20 protein-coding genes are annotated in these 19,403 nt (G+C 51.1%); 15 read left to right on the forward strand and 5 right to left on the reverse strand.

Going from position 1 to position 19,403, the window contains the following annotated elements:
* Positions 1 to 22: 22 nt before the first annotated feature.
* Both CFI03_RS19670 and CFI03_RS19675 read right to left on the reverse strand, forming a co-directional pair.
* Positions 23 to 1,258 (reverse strand): MFS transporter, encoded by a 1,236-nt coding sequence (locus tag CFI03_RS19670; RefSeq protein ID WP_248758831.1) that lies wholly within the window; start codon positions 1,256 to 1,258, stop codon positions 23 to 25.
* Positions 1,255 to 1,647 carry a hypothetical protein gene (locus CFI03_RS19675; protein WP_248758832.1) on the reverse strand — a complete coding sequence of 131 codons (393 nt, stop codon included), beginning with the start codon at positions 1,645 to 1,647 and terminating at the stop codon, positions 1,255 to 1,257. Before CFI03_RS19675 ends, CFI03_RS19670 begins: the two co-directional genes overlap by 4 nt.
* A 183-nt stretch (positions 1,648 to 1,830) precedes the next feature.
* Here CFI03_RS19675 and CFI03_RS19680 point away from each other — a divergent pair, with 183 nt between their 5' ends.
* The 3 genes from CFI03_RS19680 (at position 1,831) to CFI03_RS19690 (ending at position 4,407) form a co-directional block, all read left to right on the forward strand.
* Positions 1,831 to 2,268 carry a Dps family protein gene (locus CFI03_RS19680; RefSeq protein WP_248758833.1) on the forward strand — a complete coding sequence of 146 codons (438 nt, stop codon included), beginning with the start codon at positions 1,831 to 1,833 and terminating at the stop codon, positions 2,266 to 2,268.
* A 156-nt stretch (positions 2,269 to 2,424) separates the two neighbouring features.
* Entirely contained in the window at positions 2,425 to 3,375 is a 951-nt protein-coding gene (locus CFI03_RS19685; RefSeq protein ID WP_248758932.1) for a ring-cleaving dioxygenase, read from the forward strand.
* Positions 3,376 to 3,408: 33 nt separating this feature from the next.
* On the forward strand, positions 3,409 to 4,407 hold the full coding sequence (locus CFI03_RS19690; protein WP_248758834.1) for a type I glyceraldehyde-3-phosphate dehydrogenase: 999 nt from the start codon (positions 3,409 to 3,411) through the stop codon (positions 4,405 to 4,407).
* A gap of 91 nt (positions 4,408 to 4,498) precedes the next feature.
* Here the strand turns inward: CFI03_RS19690 and katA are convergent, their stop codons facing one another.
* Positions 4,499 to 5,950 (reverse strand): catalase KatA, encoded by a 1,452-nt coding sequence (katA, locus tag CFI03_RS19695; protein ID WP_248758935.1) that lies wholly within the window; start codon positions 5,948 to 5,950, stop codon positions 4,499 to 4,501.
* Positions 5,951 to 6,219: 269 nt separating this feature from the next.
* Between katA and CFI03_RS19700 the strand changes: the two genes are divergently transcribed.
* From CFI03_RS19700 to CFI03_RS19715, 4 genes are all read left to right on the forward strand, one after another.
* Positions 6,220 to 6,603 carry a cupredoxin domain-containing protein gene (locus tag CFI03_RS19700; RefSeq protein WP_248758836.1) on the forward strand — a complete coding sequence of 128 codons (384 nt, stop codon included), beginning with the start codon at positions 6,220 to 6,222 and terminating at the stop codon, positions 6,601 to 6,603.
* Between the two features lie 193 nt (positions 6,604 to 6,796).
* Positions 6,797 to 8,677 (forward strand): molecular chaperone HtpG, encoded by a 1,881-nt coding sequence (htpG, locus tag CFI03_RS19705; RefSeq protein ID WP_248758838.1) that lies wholly within the window; start codon positions 6,797 to 6,799, stop codon positions 8,675 to 8,677.
* A gap of 293 nt (positions 8,678 to 8,970) precedes the next feature.
* Positions 8,971 to 10,491, forward strand: a complete 1,521-nt coding sequence (gene adh / locus CFI03_RS19710) for an aldehyde dehydrogenase (RefSeq protein WP_248758839.1) — start codon at positions 8,971 to 8,973, stop codon at positions 10,489 to 10,491.
* A 2-nt stretch (positions 10,492 to 10,493) separates the two neighbouring features.
* Positions 10,494 to 10,865 carry a DUF779 domain-containing protein gene (locus CFI03_RS19715; RefSeq protein ID WP_248758840.1) on the forward strand — a complete coding sequence of 124 codons (372 nt, stop codon included), beginning with the start codon at positions 10,494 to 10,496 and terminating at the stop codon, positions 10,863 to 10,865.
* A gap of 63 nt (positions 10,866 to 10,928) precedes the next feature.
* Here the strand turns inward: CFI03_RS19715 and CFI03_RS19720 are convergent, their stop codons facing one another.
* The gene (locus CFI03_RS19720; RefSeq protein WP_127492821.1) at positions 10,929 to 11,141 is read right to left on the reverse strand and encodes a hypothetical protein; all 213 of its coding nucleotides are present in this window, start codon (positions 11,139 to 11,141) and stop codon (positions 10,929 to 10,931) included.
* A gap of 156 nt (positions 11,142 to 11,297) precedes the next feature.
* On the opposite strand from CFI03_RS19720, the gene speD reads away from it, so the two are divergent.
* The 4 genes from speD to CFI03_RS19740 all read left to right on the forward strand — a co-directional run bounded on the left by speD (position 11,298) and on the right by CFI03_RS19740 (position 13,834).
* On the forward strand, positions 11,298 to 12,107 hold the full coding sequence (gene speD, locus CFI03_RS19725) for an adenosylmethionine decarboxylase (RefSeq protein WP_015846969.1): 810 nt from the start codon (positions 11,298 to 11,300) through the stop codon (positions 12,105 to 12,107).
* Between the two features lie 103 nt (positions 12,108 to 12,210).
* The gene (locus tag CFI03_RS19730) at positions 12,211 to 12,699 is read left to right on the forward strand and encodes a CYTH domain-containing protein (protein WP_248758842.1); all 489 of its coding nucleotides are present in this window, start codon (positions 12,211 to 12,213) and stop codon (positions 12,697 to 12,699) included.
* Between the two features lie 12 nt (positions 12,700 to 12,711).
* On the forward strand, positions 12,712 to 13,305 hold the full coding sequence (locus CFI03_RS19735) for a P-loop nucleotide/nucleoside kinase family protein (RefSeq protein WP_201008281.1): 594 nt from the start codon (positions 12,712 to 12,714) through the stop codon (positions 13,303 to 13,305).
* Positions 13,289 to 13,834, forward strand: a complete 546-nt coding sequence (locus tag CFI03_RS19740) for a hypothetical protein (RefSeq protein ID WP_248758844.1) — start codon at positions 13,289 to 13,291, stop codon at positions 13,832 to 13,834. Before CFI03_RS19735 ends, CFI03_RS19740 begins: the two co-directional genes overlap by 17 nt.
* Positions 13,835 to 13,940: 106 nt before the next feature.
* On the opposite strand, the gene CFI03_RS19745 is transcribed toward CFI03_RS19740, so the two are convergent.
* Positions 13,941 to 14,966 carry a LacI family DNA-binding transcriptional regulator gene (locus CFI03_RS19745; protein ID WP_127492830.1) on the reverse strand — a complete coding sequence of 342 codons (1,026 nt, stop codon included), beginning with the start codon at positions 14,964 to 14,966 and terminating at the stop codon, positions 13,941 to 13,943.
* 361 nt (positions 14,967 to 15,327) lie between these two features.
* Here CFI03_RS19745 and CFI03_RS19750 point away from each other — a divergent pair, with 361 nt between their 5' ends.
* Genes CFI03_RS19750 through CFI03_RS19765 form a run of 4 tightly spaced genes read left to right on the forward strand, consistent with a single transcriptional unit; the run spans position 15,328 to position 19,351 of the window.
* The gene (locus tag CFI03_RS19750; protein WP_248758847.1) at positions 15,328 to 16,662 is read left to right on the forward strand and encodes an ABC transporter substrate-binding protein; all 1,335 of its coding nucleotides are present in this window, start codon (positions 15,328 to 15,330) and stop codon (positions 16,660 to 16,662) included.
* 15 nt (positions 16,663 to 16,677) lie between these two features.
* Positions 16,678 to 17,553, forward strand: a complete 876-nt coding sequence (locus tag CFI03_RS19755) for a carbohydrate ABC transporter permease (protein ID WP_248758849.1) — start codon at positions 16,678 to 16,680, stop codon at positions 17,551 to 17,553.
* Positions 17,540 to 18,379: a carbohydrate ABC transporter permease gene (locus CFI03_RS19760; RefSeq protein WP_201008285.1), complete on the forward strand. Its 840-nt coding sequence runs from the start codon at positions 17,540 to 17,542 to the stop codon at positions 18,377 to 18,379. The genes CFI03_RS19755 and CFI03_RS19760 overlap by 14 nt, the downstream gene beginning before the upstream one ends.
* Before the next feature lie 24 nt (positions 18,380 to 18,403).
* Positions 18,404 to 19,351, forward strand: coding sequence for an MTP-1 family protein (locus CFI03_RS19765; protein ID WP_248758851.1), 948 nt, complete (start codon positions 18,404 to 18,406; stop codon positions 19,349 to 19,351).
* Positions 19,352 to 19,403 lie beyond the last annotated feature (52 nt).

A 19,403-nucleotide genomic window follows, 5' to 3' on the forward strand; every position in this document is an offset into this window, starting at 1 on the left:
TTTTATTGGTTCATTAAATCTCTCAATGAGACTTAACGTTAGTTTGGTTGTGCGGATTGGTCTGTGTCTTGGTTTCCTTTTTCTCTAAGCGAATAAAGAGCGGGACAACCGTACTGATCAGAAGCAATCCGGCTAACACCTCGAAAGTAGACCTATGACCTTGGGTATCGATTAAATAAATGGAGATGATAGGGCCAAGCGAGGCACCGATGAAAAGCATAAACATATGGAAGGAAAGAGCGCTGGCTCTTAGCTCTCCGGCTAAAGTGCCTATTAAGGATATCAAGGCGGGAAGGGCCATCGCAATGCCGGCAGTAAATATAATACTCGTCGGGATTAATAATGCGAGGTTCTCCGAAACGCCAACCAAGCCGAGACCAATACCGGCCATAATTAATCCGCACCATAGAACAGTTTTAACGCCAAATTTAGCAACTAGCTTTCCGTCAAACGGAGAGATGAACATACCAATGATGCCGGCTGCGCGAATCCATAAAATTTCCTGGTGGCTCAGACCGAAGTGAGAGCTGCTTAGATAACTTCCCAGCGTAGAGAAATAACCGACGAGCGCGATAAAGAGGGTTGAGGAAATGATGTAACAGAAGGGCAGGCTTTTTTTCTTGAAAATACCGCCGATGCGCTTAAGAGGAGTTAACCAATTGCCCTCCGGCTTCTGCGTTATATCTTTGGGTATGCCTGATGCAATCAAAAAAAACGAAACAGCATACACGATGCCGAGGATGTAAAACACATATTTCCAGCTTAGTGCCATCTCGACGGTGCTGCTATAGATCTGTCCAACGATGCTGGCCATTAAAAAGGCGGTGCTTATAAAACCAAGAATCGTTACCTTTTTCTTAGCCGGGAACATCTCCATAGCGTAGGCTAGCACGGCAGGCGGAAACATGGATGCTGCCAATCCCTGAATCGCTCTTAACGCAATAAGCCAATGAAACTCTTGAACGGTTCCTATAAAAGGGGTTGATACCGTCAGCAGGCATAACCCGGCAATCATCATTTTTTTTCGTCCGTAACGATCGGAAAGCCCGCCAAACAGAAGTCCTCCACCCGCAAAAGCAAAAGAAAAGGCGCTTCCCGCCCAAGCCGCGTCGGAAGATGACACCTGGAATACGTCCTCGAATACGGAGAGCAGAGGTATCGTTAAATATAAAGCGGAGACGACAATCAATGAGCACCAGAATAATAATAGAGTCGTTAAACGATAATGCGGTTTAATAGGCTTTACGGTGTTAATCAAATGTGTTCCTCCCTCCCGGTTTCCTTAACATGCATAAATACGTTGACCGCAAAAACAAGAATTCCGACTCCGGCAACGGATTCGCCTATACGCTTTATAGTCGATAGCCACTCTTGATCATAACCGTTTGCCATGAAGGATAGCGAAATCAACATGATTGGCAAGCCTGTACCCTGCAGCCAGAAGTGCCATTTAGCCAGCGGAGATTCTGCGGCCTTGGGGAAACGCAGATAAGTAAATCCGCAAAGAGCCAAGGTTGCCCATCCGAAAAGATTGGCGTGGGCGTGAACGCTAGTCAACGCAAAGTTCAAAGTCGTACCCATGTAGATTCCAATGCCAATACCGAGAACAATGTAGATAACAGCCATTTTTAAAAAACGTACTCCCATTCGAATTCTCCTTTATATTTTTTGTAACATAATCGTATAAATAGAGCTTCATCCGATCAATATCGATCTATCTATGCCTCGTATAGCATTTTCTTATAATAAGAAATCCGCATATACATCACGTTTATGCTTGTGTTATATTGACATCTGGAATTTAATGCTAAATTGCAAAGGAGATTTATGATGTCTGAAAAACTTATGGTCGCGTTAAACACTCAGATAGCGAACTGGAGTCTTCTGTTCACCAAGCTCCATAACTATCATTGGTATGTCAAAGGTCCGCAGTTCTTCACTTTGCATCTAAAGTTTGAAGAACTGTACACGGAGGCCGCGCTGCATGTGGACAATCTGGCCGAGCGGCTGCTGGCATTGGGCGGCAGTCCCGTAGCGACTCTGCATGGAGTTCTCGAAATCGCAACGGTTAAGGATGCGGCGGGTAATGAGAGCGCTACGGAAATGGTCCGCACGATTGCAGCTGATTTCGAAACGATTGTTAATGAGCTTAAAGAAGGGATGAGTATCGCTAATCAGGAAGGCGATGAGACAACCGGAGATATGCTGCTAGCCATTCATTACTCGCTCGAAAAGCACGTATGGATGCTGAAATCATTTTTAGGCTAGGTTATTCGGGCCGAAGATATAGTAAATTCGCTATGCCAATATAGAGAAAACGGAATGGTTCGCGGGAGCTCTTTTCTCTATGATTTATTAATAGTATGTTCGGTTACTAGCATGATCGATAAACCTAACAGAAGGAGTCTGGGAGAAATGGGGAATATCACAATGAAAACGGCAGGCATCCATCATATTACTTGTTTCGTGAAGGATGCTCAGAGAAACGTAGATTTTTATGCTGGAGTCCTAGGGCTTCGTCTTGTGAAAAAAACGATTAACTTTGACGCGCCCGAAGTTTACCATTTGTACTTCGGCAATGAACAAGGCAGCCCCGGAACCATTATCACGTTCTTCCCATACGAATTCTCCCATAAGGGCCGAATAGGCGGAGGACAAGTAGGTACAACAACATACGTAGTGCCGCCAGGCGCACTTGAATATTGGAGAGCGCGTCTCGCAGCGTTTGATATTTCCTTCACGGAAAGCACCCGCTTCTCCGAAACCTATATCGAATTTCTGGATGCCGACGGTCTGCAGTTAGAGATAGTTGAAAGAGAAGACGGCGATCTCAATGCTTGGTCATTTGGGAGTATCCGGGCGGATAAGGCTATCAAAGGGTTTGGAGGCGCGGTGCTGTACAGCACGGCATCCGTAGATACGGTTAAAGTTCTTGAGGACGTTTTGGGTCTTGAAAAGGTAGGGCAAGAAGGCGGTTTAATTCGCTATAAGGCGGAAGGGGAGCTAGGCAACCTGATTGACGTGAATGCGGAGCCGATGGATGCGGGAATCCCCGGTGCAGGCACGGTTCACCATATCGCTTGGAGAGCCAGGGATTTCGAAGAGCATGAGGCTTGGAGAAGCCATGTGGAAAGCAGCGGCTTCCATCCTACGCCGGTTATCGACCGACAGTATTTTCATGCCATTTATTTTCGCGAACATGGCGGCATTTTGTTTGAAATCGCGACAGATCCTCCGGGTTTCGCAAATGATGAGCATGAAGATCATCTGGGCGAGGCGTTAATGCTGCCGTTGTGGTTTGAAAACAGCCGTGCGGAAATAGAAAAGAACCTGCCGCCTATTCAAGTGCAGGAGCTCGATCCAAGCAAGAAATGAACCTATTTTTCTTCATGATAAGGGGAGGATACCATGAGTAAGATTGCAATTTTCGGATTCGGGCGCATCGGTCGGCAACTGCTTCGAGTAGCGCTTCAGGAGAAGCTTTTTGTACCGTATTCGATCTCTGATATAAAAGAGGAATCCGTGCTTGCGGCGCTTTTTGAGGTGGATACGAATTACAAACGTTGGCCTGAAGGGGTTCTCGGCCGAGAAGGAGCGATCATCATAGGCGGGCGTGAAATCCGCTATATGAATTCGTCCAGTGAAGTGCCTAATTGGGGAGAGCTAGGCGTTGAGCTGGTCATTGACTGTACGGGACGCGCCGTGACCAGACCCGTTGCTCAAATGCATCTTGATCGCGGTGCCAAGCGTGTGCTTGTCAGCGGGCCAAGCAAAAGTCTCGAGGACTGCGACGCTGTTCTGCTTAAAGGCATTAATCTTGACAGCTTTGATCCGGATAAGCATAAAATTATTAGCATGGCCAGCTGTACGACCAATGCGCTGGCACCCGTGGTGAAATTGGTTAAGGAAAATTACGGCATTAAATACGGCTTGTTCTCCACGGTTCATTCGTATACCAACACGCAATCCTTAACGGATCAGCCTATGAAGGATCGCCGGGATTCTTGGGCGGCAGCGGAGAATATCATCCCTTCCTCCTCGGGAGCGGCGAAGGCGCTTAAGTTTATTTGGAGCGATCTTCAAATTACGGGCAAGGCTTACCGAATCCCGACTCGCACAGGCAGTATCGCGGAGCTTAATCTGATTACGGAGAAACCATGCTCCGTTCAAGAGATCAATGACATGTTCCGCTTGGCCGCTAGCGAAGCGGAGCTTAAGGGAGTTTTAGATGTATTGGAGGGCGAATGGGCCTCATCCCGCATTGTAGGGGATTCTCATTCCTCCATTATCGATCTGCCATTGACGCAAGTGCAGGGCGGGTTATTATCCGTAGCCGCTTGGTACGACAATGAATGGGGTTACGCTTCCCGTCTAGCCGAGGTTGCTGCTTTTCTTGCCGCAAAATAATTCATTCCTTTTATAACGAAAAAAGAGCAGTTACTCAGGCTATTACTAGCTTTCGAGTAACTGCTCTTTGATTGTTTAACGAGGGAATGAATTAAGCCAACTCCGTAACTCTCAAACCAAGCCCCTCAGCAACCGCATTTCCCCATTCGGGATCGGCTTTATAAAAATGCATGATTTGACGAAGTTTGATTTCATCCTTATCAACCGGTCTCATTGCATTTACGATGTTGTTTACCAGACGCCCGCGCTCTTCCGCGCTAAGCAACCGGTACAGGTCGCCGGGCTGCGTGTAATGGTCATTATTGTCATAAGGGGCACTGCCCGCTGAACCGGATACTTCAAACGAGGCTGTCCTGGATACAGCGGATTCGGTCGCTCCTCCGTAGCTGTTCGGTTCATAATATACCGAGCTCCCCCCATTGCGGTCATAACGCATCTGACCATCGCGCTGGTTATTATTCACTTCGACAACAGGCTTATTAATGGGAAGCGTGTTATGGTTTGTGCCAACCCGGTAGCGATGCGCATCGGCATAGGCGAATAAACGCCCTTGAAGCATTTTATCCGGAGAAGCTTCAATACCCGGTACGAAGGCTCCGGGAGAGAAAGCAGCTTGTTCTACCTCGGCAAAATAATTGTCCGGATTACGGTCGAGTACCATACGTCCAACCTCGATAAGAGGGTAGTTTTTTTGCGACCAGACTTTTGTTACGTCGAACGGGTCGAAACGATAGGTATTCGCATCCTCAAGCGGCATGATTTGAACATACAGCTTCCATGAAGGGAAGTCTGAATGCTCTATGGCAGTATGCAGATCCTCAATATGATAATCGGGATTATCGCCGGCCAGCTTGGCAGCCAGCTCAACATCCAGGTTTTTGACCCCTTGTTCCGTTCTGAAATGATACTTGATCCAAGCTGCTTGTCCATCCGCATTCACCCACTTAAACGTGTGGCTGCCGTAACCGTGCATATGACGGAGCGTAGCGGGGATGCCGCGGTCGGACATCAAGATGGATACTTGGTGCAAGGACTCGGGGGACAAAGACCAGAAATCCCATACGGCGTCTGGATTCTTCAGGTGGGTTTGAGGATGTCTTTTCTGAGTATGGATGAAATCGGGAAATTTAATAGCATCTCTGATGAAGAAGACAGGGGTGTTGTTTCCTACCAAATCATAGTTCCCTTCTTCGGTATAAAATTTGACGGCAAAGCCGCGAGGGTCACGGACGGTATCCGCGGAGCCGAGTTCGCCTGCAACCGTGGAGAAGCGTACAAACACGGGCGTACGTTTGCCAACCTCGGACAAAAAGCCGGCTTTTGTATAGGACGATACGTCACGGGTGACTTCGAAATAGCCGTGCGCGCCGGCACCTTTCGCATGCACGACGCGTTCAGGAACTCGTTCGCGATTGAAGTGAGCAAGCTTCTCGAGAAGATGAACGTCTTGAATAAGCGTTGGACCCCGGGAGCCGGCTGTCATCGAATTCTGGTTATCTCCCACCGGAGCTCCCCAGCTTGTCGTTAACTGCCCCGTTTTCATTTCCAATTTAAATACCTCCGATATGTTCAATTCGCACAACCCAATCATGGCTGGGCATTAGAAATATCTTAGTATCCATTTTGTGCTTCCATCAATAGGAGTCTGTCTATATAAGATATAGCTATCGCTTATATCTTTAAAAAAGCCAGTGTGAAAAAAGGCGTGGTCCCCATCGATATTAGAGATTCCTATGACTGATATAGAGATAGACGTATTGATAGATATAAATGGGAGGATTTAAGCTATTACCATCACAAGGAGGGGATAGCGTGTCTCGTATAACATGGGTTTCCGTCATTATTGTTGCGTATGTCCTATTGCTAACGGCATGTGGAGCCGGTAAAAATGAAGAAGTTCATTCAGGAGCTGGTGAAGAGTCAAACACAATTGCGAATGAAGTCGTTATCAAGGCAAAGAATTGGGAGTTTGATAAAGCCGAGTACAGAATTAAAAAAGGAGAAGCCGTTAAGCTAACGTTAGATTCAGGGTCTGGCGTACATAGTATTGCATTTAAGGACCTTAAAATCAAAGAACTGCACTCCGGTGATTCAGAGGTTGTGACAATAAATGAGGCCGGTACGTATGAAGTCTTCTGTAATGTAATGTGCGGCTCAGGCCACGCCAATATGAAGGCTAAACTTATAGTTGAATAAATAGAAGGTTCATTAAAGATGCAAACGATAACTTCGTCCTTGTAGGACGGAGTTTTTTTATTTTATTAAAGTCATTCCCTATATCCGGTTGACACTCAAAATCTCCATATTATATAGTAAAGGCAAGGTTTAGCACTCCAACACGGAGAGTGCTAACGCAAACTCACGATATTGGAAGGAGAACATCACACGAATGGAAAAGCAACAGTTCAAAGCGGAATCGAAACGGCTGCTGGAGATGATGATCAACTCCATTTACACGCAGCGCGAAATTTTCTTGAGAGAGCTTATCTCGAATGCCAGCGACGCGATTGATAAAATCTACTACAAAGCATTGACGGACGACCAGCTGGTGTTCAACAAAGAGAGCTATTACATAAAGGTAACGGTGGATAAAGATAACCGTAAGCTGATCCTCTCGGATACGGGTATCGGCATGACGCAAGAGGAACTGGAAAACAACCTTGGCGTTATTGCGAAGAGCGGGTCGCTTGCGTTCAAGAAGGAGAACGAAGCGAAGGACGGCCACAACATTATCGGCCAATTCGGCGTAGGCTTCTACTCCGCGTTTATGGTGGCGGACAAGGTTGAAGTCATCAGCCGTGCGCTTGGTGCGGATAAGGCATTCAAATGGGAGTCGGAAGGCGCTGACGGCTACACGATTACTCCTGCGGACAAAGCGGATGTGGGCACCGATATCATCATGTCGATCAAGCCGAACACCGAGGACGACAATTACGACGAGTTCCTCGAACAGTACCGCCTGAGATCGATCATTAAGAAATACTCGGACTTTATCCGTTACCCGATCAAGATGGACGTGAAGGGCCAGCGTCCCAAAGAAGGCAGCGAAGGCGAGTTCGAAGAATACCAAGAGGAACAAACGATCAACAGCATGGTTCCGATCTGGCGCAAAAACAAAAACGAGCTGACGCAGGAAGACTACGACAACTTCTATTTCGAGAAACGTTACGGCTTCGACAAGCCGCTGAAGCATCTCCATATCAGCGCGGACGGCGCGGTAGTCTACAACGCGATTCTCTTTATCCCGGAAAATACGCCGTTTGACTACTACACGAAGGAATTCGAAAAAGGGCTGGAGCTCTACTCGAACGGCGTCCTCATTATGGACAAATGCGCGGACCTGCTGCCGGACTATTTCAGCTTCGTGAAAGGGATGGTCGATTCCGAGGATCTGTCGCTGAACATTTCCCGGGAGCTGCTGCAGCATGACCGTCAATTGCAGCTGATCGCGAAAAACATCAAGAACAAAATCAAGAGCACGCTGCAAAGCCTGCTGAAGGAAGAACGCGAGAAGTACGAAGGCTTCTATAAGGCGTTTGGGCGTCAGCTGAAGTTTGGCGTGTACAACGATTACGGCGCGAACAAGGATACCTTGCAGGATCTGCTGCTGTTCTACTCTTCGAAGGAGAAGAAGCAGGTTACGCTTGAGGAATACGTATCCCGCATGCCGGAAGACCAGAAGTTTATCTACTACGCGTCAGGCGAGTCGATCGAGCGTCTGGAGAAGCTGCCTCAAGCCGAGATCGTAACGGACAAAGGCTATGAGCTGCTCTACTTCACCGACGATATCGATGAGTTCGCGATCAAGATGATTGGCACGTACAAAGACAAGTCGTTCAAAAACGTGTCCAGCGGCGACCTTGGCATCGAAGCGGACGAAGCTGAGAAGCAAACCGAAGAAGAAGCTAACGATAACAAGGATCTGTTTGCGGCCATGCAAGAAATTCTTGGCGACAACGTAACGGGCGTCAAAGCTTCGAAGCGTCTCAAATCCCATCCGGTCTGTCTGTCTTCCGAAGGCGAAGTGACGATCGAGATGGAGAAGGTGCTGAAGGCAATGCCTAACGGCCAGGACGTGAAAGCCAGCAAGGTGCTGGAAATAAACGTGAATCATGACGTGTTCAAGGCGCTGAAGGATGCTTACGCAACCGATAAAACAAAGCTGAGCCTCTATACGAGCCTGCTGTTCAACCAAGCTCTTCTGATCGAAGGCTTGACGGTGCAGGATCCGGTTCAGTTCACGAACGATATTTGCAAAATCATGCTGTAAACGTCTGGCTTGGCAGACAACAAACAGCAGACGAAGCCGGCCCCGCAAGGGGGCCGGCTTTTTTGAATTCTAAGAATTTATTGTTTTATCCAATAAATATGGCTTAGAATTCACCGGAATGAAACGCGCCTCGCCGCCAAAGTATGGCGAAGCCGTTTCACCTTGCCTTCCGTTCTACCATCAACCTGCCATGCATAAGCTTGTATCACTATGGTAGCGTTTTCGTGAAACTGCGCGTCGGAATCTCTCAATAACGCTAGCAAGCTACTTTTCGAAAAGGAGATGGTTAGCCCATGATTTACGCTGAGCCGGGTAAGCAGGATTCGAAGATTACGTTCAAGAAACGGTACGAGAACTACATAGGGGGCCGCTGGACGCCGCCAACGCAAGGCCAATATTTCGAAAACGTTTCTCCCGTGAACAACGCGGCCTTCTGTGAAGTAGCCCGTTCCACATCGGAGGATATCGAGCTTGCGCTGGACGCGGCGCATGCGGCGAAAGCTGCCTGGGGACGGACCTCCGCGGCGGAGCGCGCGAATATCCTGAACCGGATCGCCGACCGGATCGAGAGCAATCTGGAGACGCTCGCCGTTGCCGAGACCTGGGATAACGGCAAGCCGATCCGCGAATGTCTGGCAGCCGATCTGCCTCTCGCGATCGATCATTTCCGGTATTTCGCCGGCTGCATCCGCGCGCAGGAGGGCTCGCTCAGCCAGCTCGACAACGACACGGTTGCTTACCATTATCACGAGCCGCTTGGCGTCGTTGGCCAGATCATCCCTTGGAACTTCCCGCTGCTCATGGCGACGTGGAAGCTTGCTCCGGCGCTGGCTGCGGGCAACTGCGTCGTCCTGAAGCCCGCGGAGCAGACGCCGGCTTCGATCTGCGTGCTGATGGAGCTGATCGAGGATCTGCTGCCTGCGGGAGTCGTTAACATCGTTAACGGCTTTGGGCTGGAAGCGGGCAAGCCGCTTGCCTCAAGCAACCGGATTGCGAAGATTGCCTTCACGGGCGAGACGACAACCGGCCGCCTCATCATGCAGTACGCCTCGCAAAATCTCATTCCGGTAACGCTGGAGCTTGGCGGCAAATCGCCTAACATTTTCTTCGAGGATATTATGGCGAAGGATGATGCCTTGTTCGACAAGGCGTTGGAAGGCTTTACTCTGTTTGCGCTGAATCAGGGGGAAGTGTGTACCTGTCCTTCCCGCGCGCTGATCCAGGAGTCGATCTACGACAGTTTTATGGAGAAGGCGCTGCGGCGTGTCGCATCCATCAAGCAGGGGAATCCGCTCGACACGGATACGATGATCGGGGCGCAAGTATCCACCGAGCAAATGGAGAAAATCTTAAGCTATATCGACATCGGCCGCCAGGAAGGCGCCGAATGCCTGATTGGCGGAGGCCGCGCGGCGCTCGAGGGCGATATTTCGCAGGGCTACTATATTCAGCCGACCGTGCTTCGCGGCAATAACGGCATGCGGATTTTCCAAGAGGAGATCTTTGGGCCGGTTGTTGCCGTCACCACCTTCGGCACGCCGGAGGAAGCGCTGGCGATTGCCAACGATACGCTGTACGGGCTTGGGGCCGGCGTATGGACGCGGGATATCAACGCAGCGTTCCGGATGGGACGCCAGATCGAAGCGGGCCGCGTCTGGACGAACTGCTATCATGCTTACCCGGCGCATGCGGCGTTTGGCGGCTACAAAATGTCCGGCGTTGGCCGCGAGAACCACAAGATGATGCTGTCTCATTACCAGCAGACGAAGAACCTGCTCGTCAGCTACAGCCCCGATGCGTTAGGCTTCTTCTAATTATGGCCGCGGAAACCGTGCTTAAGGTGCTTGCCACGGAAAGCGCGCTTGAGCTGATCGGACGGCTCCGGGCCAAGCATGGCGACGTCATGTTCCATCAGTCGGGCGGATGCTGCGACGGCAGCTCGCCGATGTGCTTCCCGCTGGGCGAATTCCTGATCGGCGTTCAGGATGTATTGCTTGGCGAGATTGGCGGCGCGCCGTTTTATATGACCAAGGCGCAATACGACTATTGGAAAAACACGCAGCTGATCATCGACGTTGTTCCCGGGCGTGGAGGGATGTTCTCGCTGGAAGGACCGGAGGGATTGCGCTTCCTGACGAGATCCCGCGTCTTTACCGCCGGGGAGCTGCGAAGCTTAGGTTTGCTGTAAAATAAAAAACGGTCACCGCTTTGCCTGGCATCAGGCATCGCGGGGACCGTTTTTGGCGTACGATTAGTTCTCGGGTTCCTCGTCTTCTTCGTCCTCTTCGTACGAGCCGACGCGGTATTCGTCGGTCTTCTCGCCGTCTTCCCAAATCTCGACGAACAGCGCATCGCTGTTCTCGAAGTCATCCGGGTTCAGCGACTGCACCTTTTCCTGGTCATCGCCGACGTATACATTTTCCATCCCGTCCTCCGTGAACGAGACAACGACGTAAATTTTCATGATTGCTGGCCCTCCAATGCAATTCTTTATTGAAGCAGTATACCATAAAAGGCTTATCCCGCACCTGCCTTCAACATGAGATTATTGCCATAATTTGAATCAGCCCCGGAAAAATGGGTAATAGTAGTGGAAGAGTTAGGAACGGGGGGATTGAAGGTGAAGTTTACGCCCGAGCAGCGGATTACGCTGCATGGTTTTAACAATTTGACAAAGTCGCTCAGCTTCAATATGTACGATATCTGTTATACGAAGACGAAGGAAGAACGCGAAGCCTACATCGAATACATCGACGAGCAGTACAATTCCGACCGGCTCACGAAAATATTGAAGCAGGTTGCCGACATCATTGGCGCGCATGTCCTGAACATTGCCAAGCAGGATTACGTGCCGCAAGGCGCCAGCGTTACGATCCTGGTCTCGGAAGGGCCAATCGTGGAGGTGCCGACCGAATCGACGTTTGACGAGTCGCCGGGTCCGCTTCCGGACAATGTGGTGCTGCAGCTGGACAAGAGCCATATTACCGTTCATACGTATCCCGAATATCATCCGAGCGAAGGAATCAGCACGTTCCGCGCCGATATCGACGTGGCAACCTGCGGGGAGATTTCGCCGCTTAAGGCGCTGAATTATTTGATTCATTCGTTTGATACGGACATAATGACGATCGATTACCGGGTTCGCGGTTTTACGAGGGATATTAACGGCAACAAGCTGTTTATCGACCACGATATCAATTCGATCCAGAATTACATTCCGGACGAGGTTATCGACCAATACGACATGATTGACGTAAACGTCTATCAGGAAAATATTTTTCACACCAAATGCAAGCTGCGGGAATTCGATCTCAATAACTACCTGTTCGGCTACACGAAGGACAAGCTGAGCATGGACGAGCAGAAGGAAATTACGGAGCGGCTGACGGACGAGATGTACGAGATCTTTTACGGGAAAAATATTAAATGACGCTGTGGACCGGGGGAAAAGGCATCTCCCGGTTTTTTGGCGCGTCCAAGCGGCGGATTGTGATATGATTAAGCAAATTCATGTTTATGGGGGAGAAGTATTCATGGCATTAGAGATCGAACGCAAATTTTTGCTGGCCGTACCATACGAGCAGTTGGGAGACCGAATTCGGGTGCGCTCGGAGCAGCGAATCGAGCAGACTTACCTGGCGCTGGAGGCCGATCAGGAGCTGCGCGTCCGCCGGATTACGGATTTGGATAACGGAGAGGTTACATACACGCATACGTTTAAGAAGGGATTCGGCATTAAGCGCGAGGAAGTCGAGTACGAGATCAACGAGGGGCTATACGAGCAGGTCGTGAAAGCGTTTGGCGCCGTTGCCTTGACGAAAAACCGGATAACGGCGGAATGGAACGGCGTTGGAATAGAGATTGATATTTACGACCAGATTCAACTGACCGTCCTTGAGGTGGAGTTCGATTCCGAGGAAGCCGCTCTTTCGTTCGAGGCGCCGGAATGGTTCGGCCAAGACATCAGCAGCTCGAAGGAATACAGCAACAAGACCGTCTGGAAGCAGCTGCAGCGGAAGTAGGGGGCGGAAGTCATGCGAAAGCTTGTATTTTTCGTCGGCGGCGCCGGAGCGGGAAAAACAACGCTGGCCAAAGCGCTTGCCCGTAAGCGCGGCGCGGCGGTATTCGATATGGATACGATGCTGCGGCCAGCAGCCGTTCAGATTATGACGGTTGCCGGGCTGGACCCGAATGACCGCGATTCGGAAGACTATAAGAAGCTGTGCCGCGATCTCGGCTACCGGATTACGATGGATGCCGCGCTCGAAAACGTCGGCGTTGGGACGGATGCCTTCGTCATCGGGCCGTTTACGAAGGAAATCAGCGACCCTTCGTGGATTGTGAAGGAGCTGGCTTCAGCCGGCGCTTCCCTGGACGATGTCGATGTGAAGGCGGTTGTGGTTTACTTGCAGGATGAGGCTATGCATTACAGCCGGATCGAGGAGCGCGGGCTTGCGACGGATCAATATAAGCTGGTGCATTGGGATTCATTCTCCCGTTCGCTTGGGCGCAGATCGCTTGCGTGGGAGCTGCCGGAATCGTCGGTTCTGTATTACGACAATTCGCGTCCTTTTGACGAAGCGGCTTTAGAACGGTTGGAGGAGTTCGTGTATGGCGATGTTATTTGACCCGACTATCTTCGATAATTTGAAGGTCGCCCTGGAAAATCAGCTGTATGATCTGGATAACCTGGACGAACGGATCCGGATCGTTAACCGCGTGGATCGGCTGGATATGGCGGTGATGTGCCGCGAGTTCGCCCTGCAATTCGTATTAGCCGGCAGCGACCGGCAGAAGCGGATTATCGGCGAAATCCGGCTGGATACCTCGCTCCGCGACCTGGCGACGGAGCTGCTGGAGCTGCAGGAAGGCGAGCCGCCGGGCTGCAGTCTTCGTTTGCTGTTCCATTTGGCTATGCCCGATGCGGAAACGCATTGCCAGCGAATCCAGACAGCCGTAAGGGAGCAATGGGGGGCGGAGGTCTCGCTCACCCAGACGCTTAGCTTCGTATACGGAAGCAAGAGCGGGGGCGGCAACCTGTACAAGAACGCTGTGGAGCTTCGTTTCAACCGCCGCATTGACGAGGAGCAAATGAATGATTTGTCCGAGCTGATCGAGCATATGCTGCTTACGCTTGAGGCGCTGGAGCAGCTTTAGAGCATTTAGAACAAGACAAAACGATTACATAATCATACTAGATGAAAGAGTGGCCGAGCATGATTCATGCTGGCCGCTTTTTTTGTGCCTAACGTAAGGAAGAAGCTTAATTCTGCTGCAAAGCCGGACCGGTAGAGCCTCTTACGAGCAGCTTGGTGGAGAGCAGGGTCTCCGTCCGCGGCTGTTCCGAATCGTTAAGCCGGCTGATCAATTTCTCGACGGCGCAGCGCGCGTATAGATGAAGATCGACATCTACGGTTGTGATTGGCGGCGTGGCGAGCTTCGACAAGTAACCGTTGTCAAAGCTGACGACGGAGACATCCTCCGGGACGCGTAGCCCCATCTGCTGCAAAGCCGAATTCACCATAAAGCCGAATCCGTCGTTGACGCAGAACCAGGCGGTCGGTAGATCGGTTATTCCCTCCAGGAGCGTTCGGATTTCTCCGCTTTCTTCCTTCGCCGCGGTTACAAGCCACTCTTCCTTAAGTTCGATGCCAAGCTCGAAAGCGGCCAGCCGCATTCCCTCGAGCCTTTCGTAATAGCTTGGCGAGAAACGGATATTTCCCATGTACCCGATTTTTTTATGTCCCAAATTAGCCAAATGGCGGATGGCCTCGTATGCGCTGAACCGGTTGTTCGTCAGAATAGAGTCGGCAGCGAGGTCCGGATGGTGATGGTCAATCAGCACGGAAGGAATTCCGGTGTCGAGAACAGCTTGGATATAAGGCGTCGTTATATGAGACAAAATAAGAATGCCGTCAACCGCGCGTTGTTGAATAAAAGGCGGCAGCGTAAGGGAAGCGGCATCCTCCGGGCTGATGGATTGGATAATAAGCTCAATGCCTTTTTGCTTCAATTCTTTGTCGACGCTCAGATAAATATCGCCGAAGAAGCTTTTCATAGAGAATGCGTAATTCGAAGCGATCAGGGCGATCGTACGCGGAGCCGATTGCGGCGATGCCGGCTGGTCGACCCGCTTGCTGTATACGTAACCCATGTCGTCCGCCGTTTGCATGATCAATCGGCGCGTCTCGTCGCTTACGCCCGGCTTGCCGGTGAGCGCTTGAGATATGGAATTCTTGGACAAGCTTAGCTTGTCTGCGATATCCTGCATCGTAACTTTTCTGTTCACGAGGTCAACCTCCGTCGGGACTTGATTTCGGCGCTGCGCTTATGCGCAAGAACGCTAAAATAATACTCGTTTTCTTTAATTGTTCCCGTTCCTCCATAGTGTGTCAAGACGCACTTCCGGGATTTGAAGAAGGAAGGAGGAACGGTTTGTTCACTGTCTATTGTAACGTTACAAAACACATAAGTAAAGTAGTTAGTAATGTTATTTCGAAGATGATTGTTACGGTAATCACTTGACAAGATAATAATGACAGCGCATAATAAGGGTCGTAAACGCTTCCAGTCACTTTATGTCATGCGATGCAACATGACGGAATTAAATTTGTCATTATAAAATCATGCTTTTGGGAGGTCATTGTTCCATGAAGAAAAAAGCACCGGTTCTGCTTACCACTATCGTGGCGCTTGGAATGCTGAGTGCCTGCTCGACAGGCCAAGGCGGCCAGAATCAGACGGGAAACAGCTCGTCGGGCGCAGGCAAGGTTACGACTATCGAGTTTTGGGCGGCTCCAAACCCGACCCAGCAGGCTTATTGGCAGGAGCTTGCCAAGGCTTACGAAGCAACGAACGACAAGGTAAAGATCAACGTCAGCGCCATCAAGGAATCGCCGACGTCGGAGGCCAGCATTCAATCGGCCATCGCGGCGAAGAGCGCGCCAACGATCTCCGAGAACATTAACCGCGGCTTCGCTGCTCAGCTGTCCAACAGTCAGGCGCTGGTACCGCTCGATACGCTGGAAGGCTACAACGATATTATTCAAGGACGCAACATGACCAAAACGATCGAGCCATGGAAGTTCGCCGACGGCCATCAGTACGTGCTGCCGATCTACTCCAACCCGATGCTGTTCGGCTGGCGCCTGGATGTACTGAAGGAGCTTGGCTATAACGAACCGCCTAAGACTTACAGCGAAGTTCTTGAAGTGACGAAGAAGCTGAAGGCGAAATACGGGGACAAGAAGTTCCTGTGGGCGAAGCCGGATCTCGCGGATCCCACGGCCTGGAAGCGCTGGTTCGACTTCTACATGCTGTATGACGCGGCATCGAACGGCAACAAGTTCATCGAAGGCGATCAGTTCACCGGGGACGAGAAAGCAGGAACCGAAGTGCTTACTTTCGTAGACAACCTGCGCAAGGAGAACGGTCTTCTTTCCCGTCAGGTGACGGATCCGTTCGAGAACGGAACGGGCATCTTCACCGACGTTGGGCCATGGACCTTCACCACCTGGGCAGAAAAATATCCTAACCTGAAGTTTAACGAAACGTATGCGCTCAGCATGCCTCCTGTTCCGGACGACGTTGATCCGGCGCAAAGCAAAACGTTCGCCGATACGAAAGGACTTGTCATCTACGCTTCCGCGACGAAAGAACAGCAGCAGGCAGCCCTTGATTTCATCAAGTGGGTGTACAGCGACGCAAAGAACGACGCCAAGTGGTTCGAGCAGACCAATCTGCCGCCGGCGCGCGACGACTTGTCGACAAACGAATCGTTTAAGGCGATTCTGGACTCGAAACCGCAGCTCAAGCCATACGCGGATAACGTGCCGAATGCCGTGCCGCCGATGGACAACGCCAAATACAACGACCTGCAGACGATTATCGGCGAGCAGGCATTCAATAAAGTCGTCAAAGGCGAAATCGCTCCGACGGAGGGCTGGGCGGCGATGAAGTCCGCTTTGGAAAAAGCCCTGAAGTAAGGGAGGCTCCTACTCATGGACCAACGCAATAACAAGTTGGGCTGGTTATTTACCAGCCCTTATCTCATCTATTCCTTGATCTTCTTTTTCGGACCGCTGATCTGGTCGTTCTTCCTGTCCATCACGGACTGGGACTTGATTGCCCCGACCTTTAATTTCGTTGGCTTCGCCAACTTTATGGACGCTTTGCAGGATTCAAGCGTGCATGCGGCTTTTTGGAATACGTACAAGTTCATGATGATCTTTGTTCCGCTCGTTACCGTATTGGCAGTCGGGGTGGCAGTGCTCGTGCACGGGCTGAACCGGTTCAAAAGCCTGTTCCTGATCGGTTTCTTCTTGCCTTACCTGAGCTCCGGGGTTGTTAGCGCCCTTATCGTAAAAGGCTTGCTTTCCTATACAAGCCCCGTAAACGTCTCTTTGCGCAGCGTCGGGCTGGATATCAACTGGCTTGGTTCACCATTCTCGGCGCTTTGCGTGGTAGGCGCGATTCTTGCATGGAAATTTACGGGCTATTACGCCCTTATTATTACTTCAGGCCTTGAAAGCATAGATAAGGAAGTATACGAAGCGGCTGCGATTGACGGCGTGAAGGACAGCCAGCGGTTCTGGCGCATTACGCTTCCGCTGCTCTATCCTTCGCTGTATACGACGCTTATTCTGGCGTTTGGCGTTACCTTTGGCATTTTCACGGAGGTGTATCAGCTCACCGGCGGCGGACCGGGTCATGCGACGAACACCTGGCAGATGGAAATTTTCAAGCAGGCGTTCCAGAACATGCAGGTTGGCTACGCATCCGCGGTAGCGCTGCTGGCTTCGGTCGCGACGTTTATTTCGATCTTCGTTATCCGCAAAATTCTGGAGATGTGGGGGAAGCGCAATGGTTGGGTCTAAAAAGCACAGCGGTACGAGAAGAGCTGTTCGATACGGAATCGCGGCCGTGCTTCTGCTCATTATGGTGTATCCATACCTGTATATGGTACTCAGCTCCTTCGCGGATTGGACGCAGATCGATAAGCAGCTCTTTCCTACGCGGTTTACGACAAAGTCGTACGAATGGCTTTTCAGCGGCGGCGAGACCGGTATTACACGGCCTTGGTTAAACGCCTTTTTTAACAGTATCTTTGTCTCGATCGCTTCAACGGCGCTTATGATGTTCTTTGGCATCATGGTCGCTTACGCGCTGTCGAAGCTGAACTTCTTCGGCCGGAACGCGATCAATAACTTTGTTCTGTTTCATATGTTCTTCCCGGCTATCATTCTGCTCGTACCGTCTTTTCTGATTATTCAGCGTGCGGGCTTGTACGATACGTATTTGGGGCTGATCATTCCGAAGGCCGTCAGTTTATGGGCGATCTTTATGTATACGAACTTCTTCAAGGCGGTGCCGACCGTCTTCATCGAAGCGGCCAAGCTGGACGGAGCGTCCGATCTGAAAATCATGTTCCGAATCATGCTGCCGATGTCGAAGTCGATCACGACCGTCATCTTCCTGTTCCTGCTGATGGAACGGTGGACGGAGCTGCTATGGGATATGATCGCGGTCAAGAGCGATTCGATGCTTACGCTAAACGTGTTATTGTCCCAGATGTTTGGACCGTACGGGTCTTATCCGGGTCCTCTGTACGCGGCTTCAACCATCCTGACGCTGCCGATTATCGTGATGTTCCTTATATTCAGCAAGAAGTTCCAAGAAGGCATGCAGTTCAGCCTGAAATAACATCAACATTGGGGGAAACGAACCATGACCGTTCAAGAACCAATTGCCCGCAGGCCGCTGGCCTGCTTCGAGCTTCTTGAAGCTTACCGCGCCTCTGGTGCGCGTGCCGACAGTCCGTCGCGTATCGTCTTCGAAGGCGTAGGCGATAAAGACGTATACAATATCGCCGCTCCCATCCAGGATGGCGAAATAACCGTTATTCCGGGACGCGTGGAATCGAGGGACAGCGAGCATTCCGACGTCGTCTTCTTCTCCGAGCAAGGCGGCAGATGGCTTCCCGTTGAGGGCGCTCCCGTGCTGGCGCTGCAGGATCCGTTTCACTGCCGGATCGGCGGGGAACTCGTGCTTGGAGGCGTCGAGATTTATCCGCATCCGGAACGGGAGGACGCGCTTATGTGGCGGACGGTCTTCTATCGCGGCAGCGGCATTCGCGATTTGAAACTCTTCTTCAAAGGGCCGGACGGCATGAAGGATATTCGTCTCGTCGAGCTTCGGGGAGGCAACATTGGGGTCTTCACCCGCCCGCAGGGCGAGAAGGGTGGCCGCGGCAAGATCGGCTTCGCGCAGGTGGCTTCGCTGGACGCCCTGACGACGAAGATTATCGATGACGCGCCGCTTCTCGATGAACAATTCGCCGAGGGTGAATGGGGCGGCGCGAACGAAGCCCATTTGCTGAATGACGGCCGAGTGGGTGTGCTAGGCCACACAGCCTGCTTCGACGAAGCGGGGGACCGGCATTATTATCCGATGGCCTTTGTATACGATCCGAAGGACGCTTCTTTTACCGATATGAAGATAATTGCCGAGCGTAGCCGGTTCCTGCCTGGACCGTCCAAGCGGCCGGACTTGCAGGATGTTGTTTTTAGCGGTGGCCTTGTGAGACGGGAGGACGGCAACGCCTTGTTGTATGCCGGCATCAGCGATGCCGATGCGCAGGTGTTGACCATCATTGACCCTTTTGCCGGCTTGTAATTTGGAATTGTATTTATATCCGGTCGAATGCGGCCGGTGAAGCAATGTACGA

Source organism: Paenibacillus sp. ATY16, from assembly GCF_003399985.2.
Taxonomy (GTDB): domain Bacteria; phylum Bacillota; class Bacilli; order Paenibacillales; family Paenibacillaceae; genus Pristimantibacillus; species Pristimantibacillus glycanilyticus.

What these genes read in the sequence shown, in the direction of transcription:
- CFI03_RS19675 (WP_248758832.1), bottom strand. Translation starts at nt 1,647, where the DNA reads ATGGGAGTACGTTTTTTAAAAATGGCTGTTATCTACATTGTTCTCGGT.
- CFI03_RS19680 (WP_248758833.1), top strand. Translation starts at nt 1,831, where the DNA reads ATGTCTGAAAAACTTATGGTCGCGTTAAACACTCAGATAGCGAACTGG.
- CFI03_RS19690 (WP_248758834.1), top strand. Translation starts at nt 3,409, where the DNA reads ATGAGTAAGATTGCAATTTTCGGATTCGGGCGCATCGGTCGGCAACTG.
- katA (WP_248758935.1), bottom strand. Translation starts at nt 5,950, where the DNA reads ATGAAAACGGGGCAGTTAACGACAAGCTGGGGAGCTCCGGTGGGAGAT.
- htpG (WP_248758838.1), top strand. Translation starts at nt 6,797, where the DNA reads ATGGAAAAGCAACAGTTCAAAGCGGAATCGAAACGGCTGCTGGAGATG.
- adh (WP_248758839.1), top strand. Translation starts at nt 8,971, where the DNA reads ATGATTTACGCTGAGCCGGGTAAGCAGGATTCGAAGATTACGTTCAAG.
- CFI03_RS19715 (WP_248758840.1), top strand. Translation starts at nt 10,494, where the DNA reads ATGGCCGCGGAAACCGTGCTTAAGGTGCTTGCCACGGAAAGCGCGCTT.
- CFI03_RS19720 (WP_127492821.1), bottom strand. Translation starts at nt 11,141, where the DNA reads ATGAAAATTTACGTCGTTGTCTCGTTCACGGAGGACGGGATGGAAAAT.
- CFI03_RS19730 (WP_248758842.1), top strand. Translation starts at nt 12,211, where the DNA reads ATGGCATTAGAGATCGAACGCAAATTTTTGCTGGCCGTACCATACGAG.
- CFI03_RS19735 (WP_201008281.1), top strand. Translation starts at nt 12,712, where the DNA reads ATGCGAAAGCTTGTATTTTTCGTCGGCGGCGCCGGAGCGGGAAAAACA.
- CFI03_RS19740 (WP_248758844.1), top strand. Translation starts at nt 13,289, where the DNA reads ATGGCGATGTTATTTGACCCGACTATCTTCGATAATTTGAAGGTCGCC.
- CFI03_RS19750 (WP_248758847.1), top strand. Translation starts at nt 15,328, where the DNA reads ATGAAGAAAAAAGCACCGGTTCTGCTTACCACTATCGTGGCGCTTGGA.
- CFI03_RS19755 (WP_248758849.1), top strand. Translation starts at nt 16,678, where the DNA reads ATGGACCAACGCAATAACAAGTTGGGCTGGTTATTTACCAGCCCTTAT.
- CFI03_RS19760 (WP_201008285.1), top strand. Translation starts at nt 17,540, where the DNA reads ATGGTTGGGTCTAAAAAGCACAGCGGTACGAGAAGAGCTGTTCGATAC.
- CFI03_RS19765 (WP_248758851.1), top strand. Translation starts at nt 18,404, where the DNA reads ATGACCGTTCAAGAACCAATTGCCCGCAGGCCGCTGGCCTGCTTCGAG.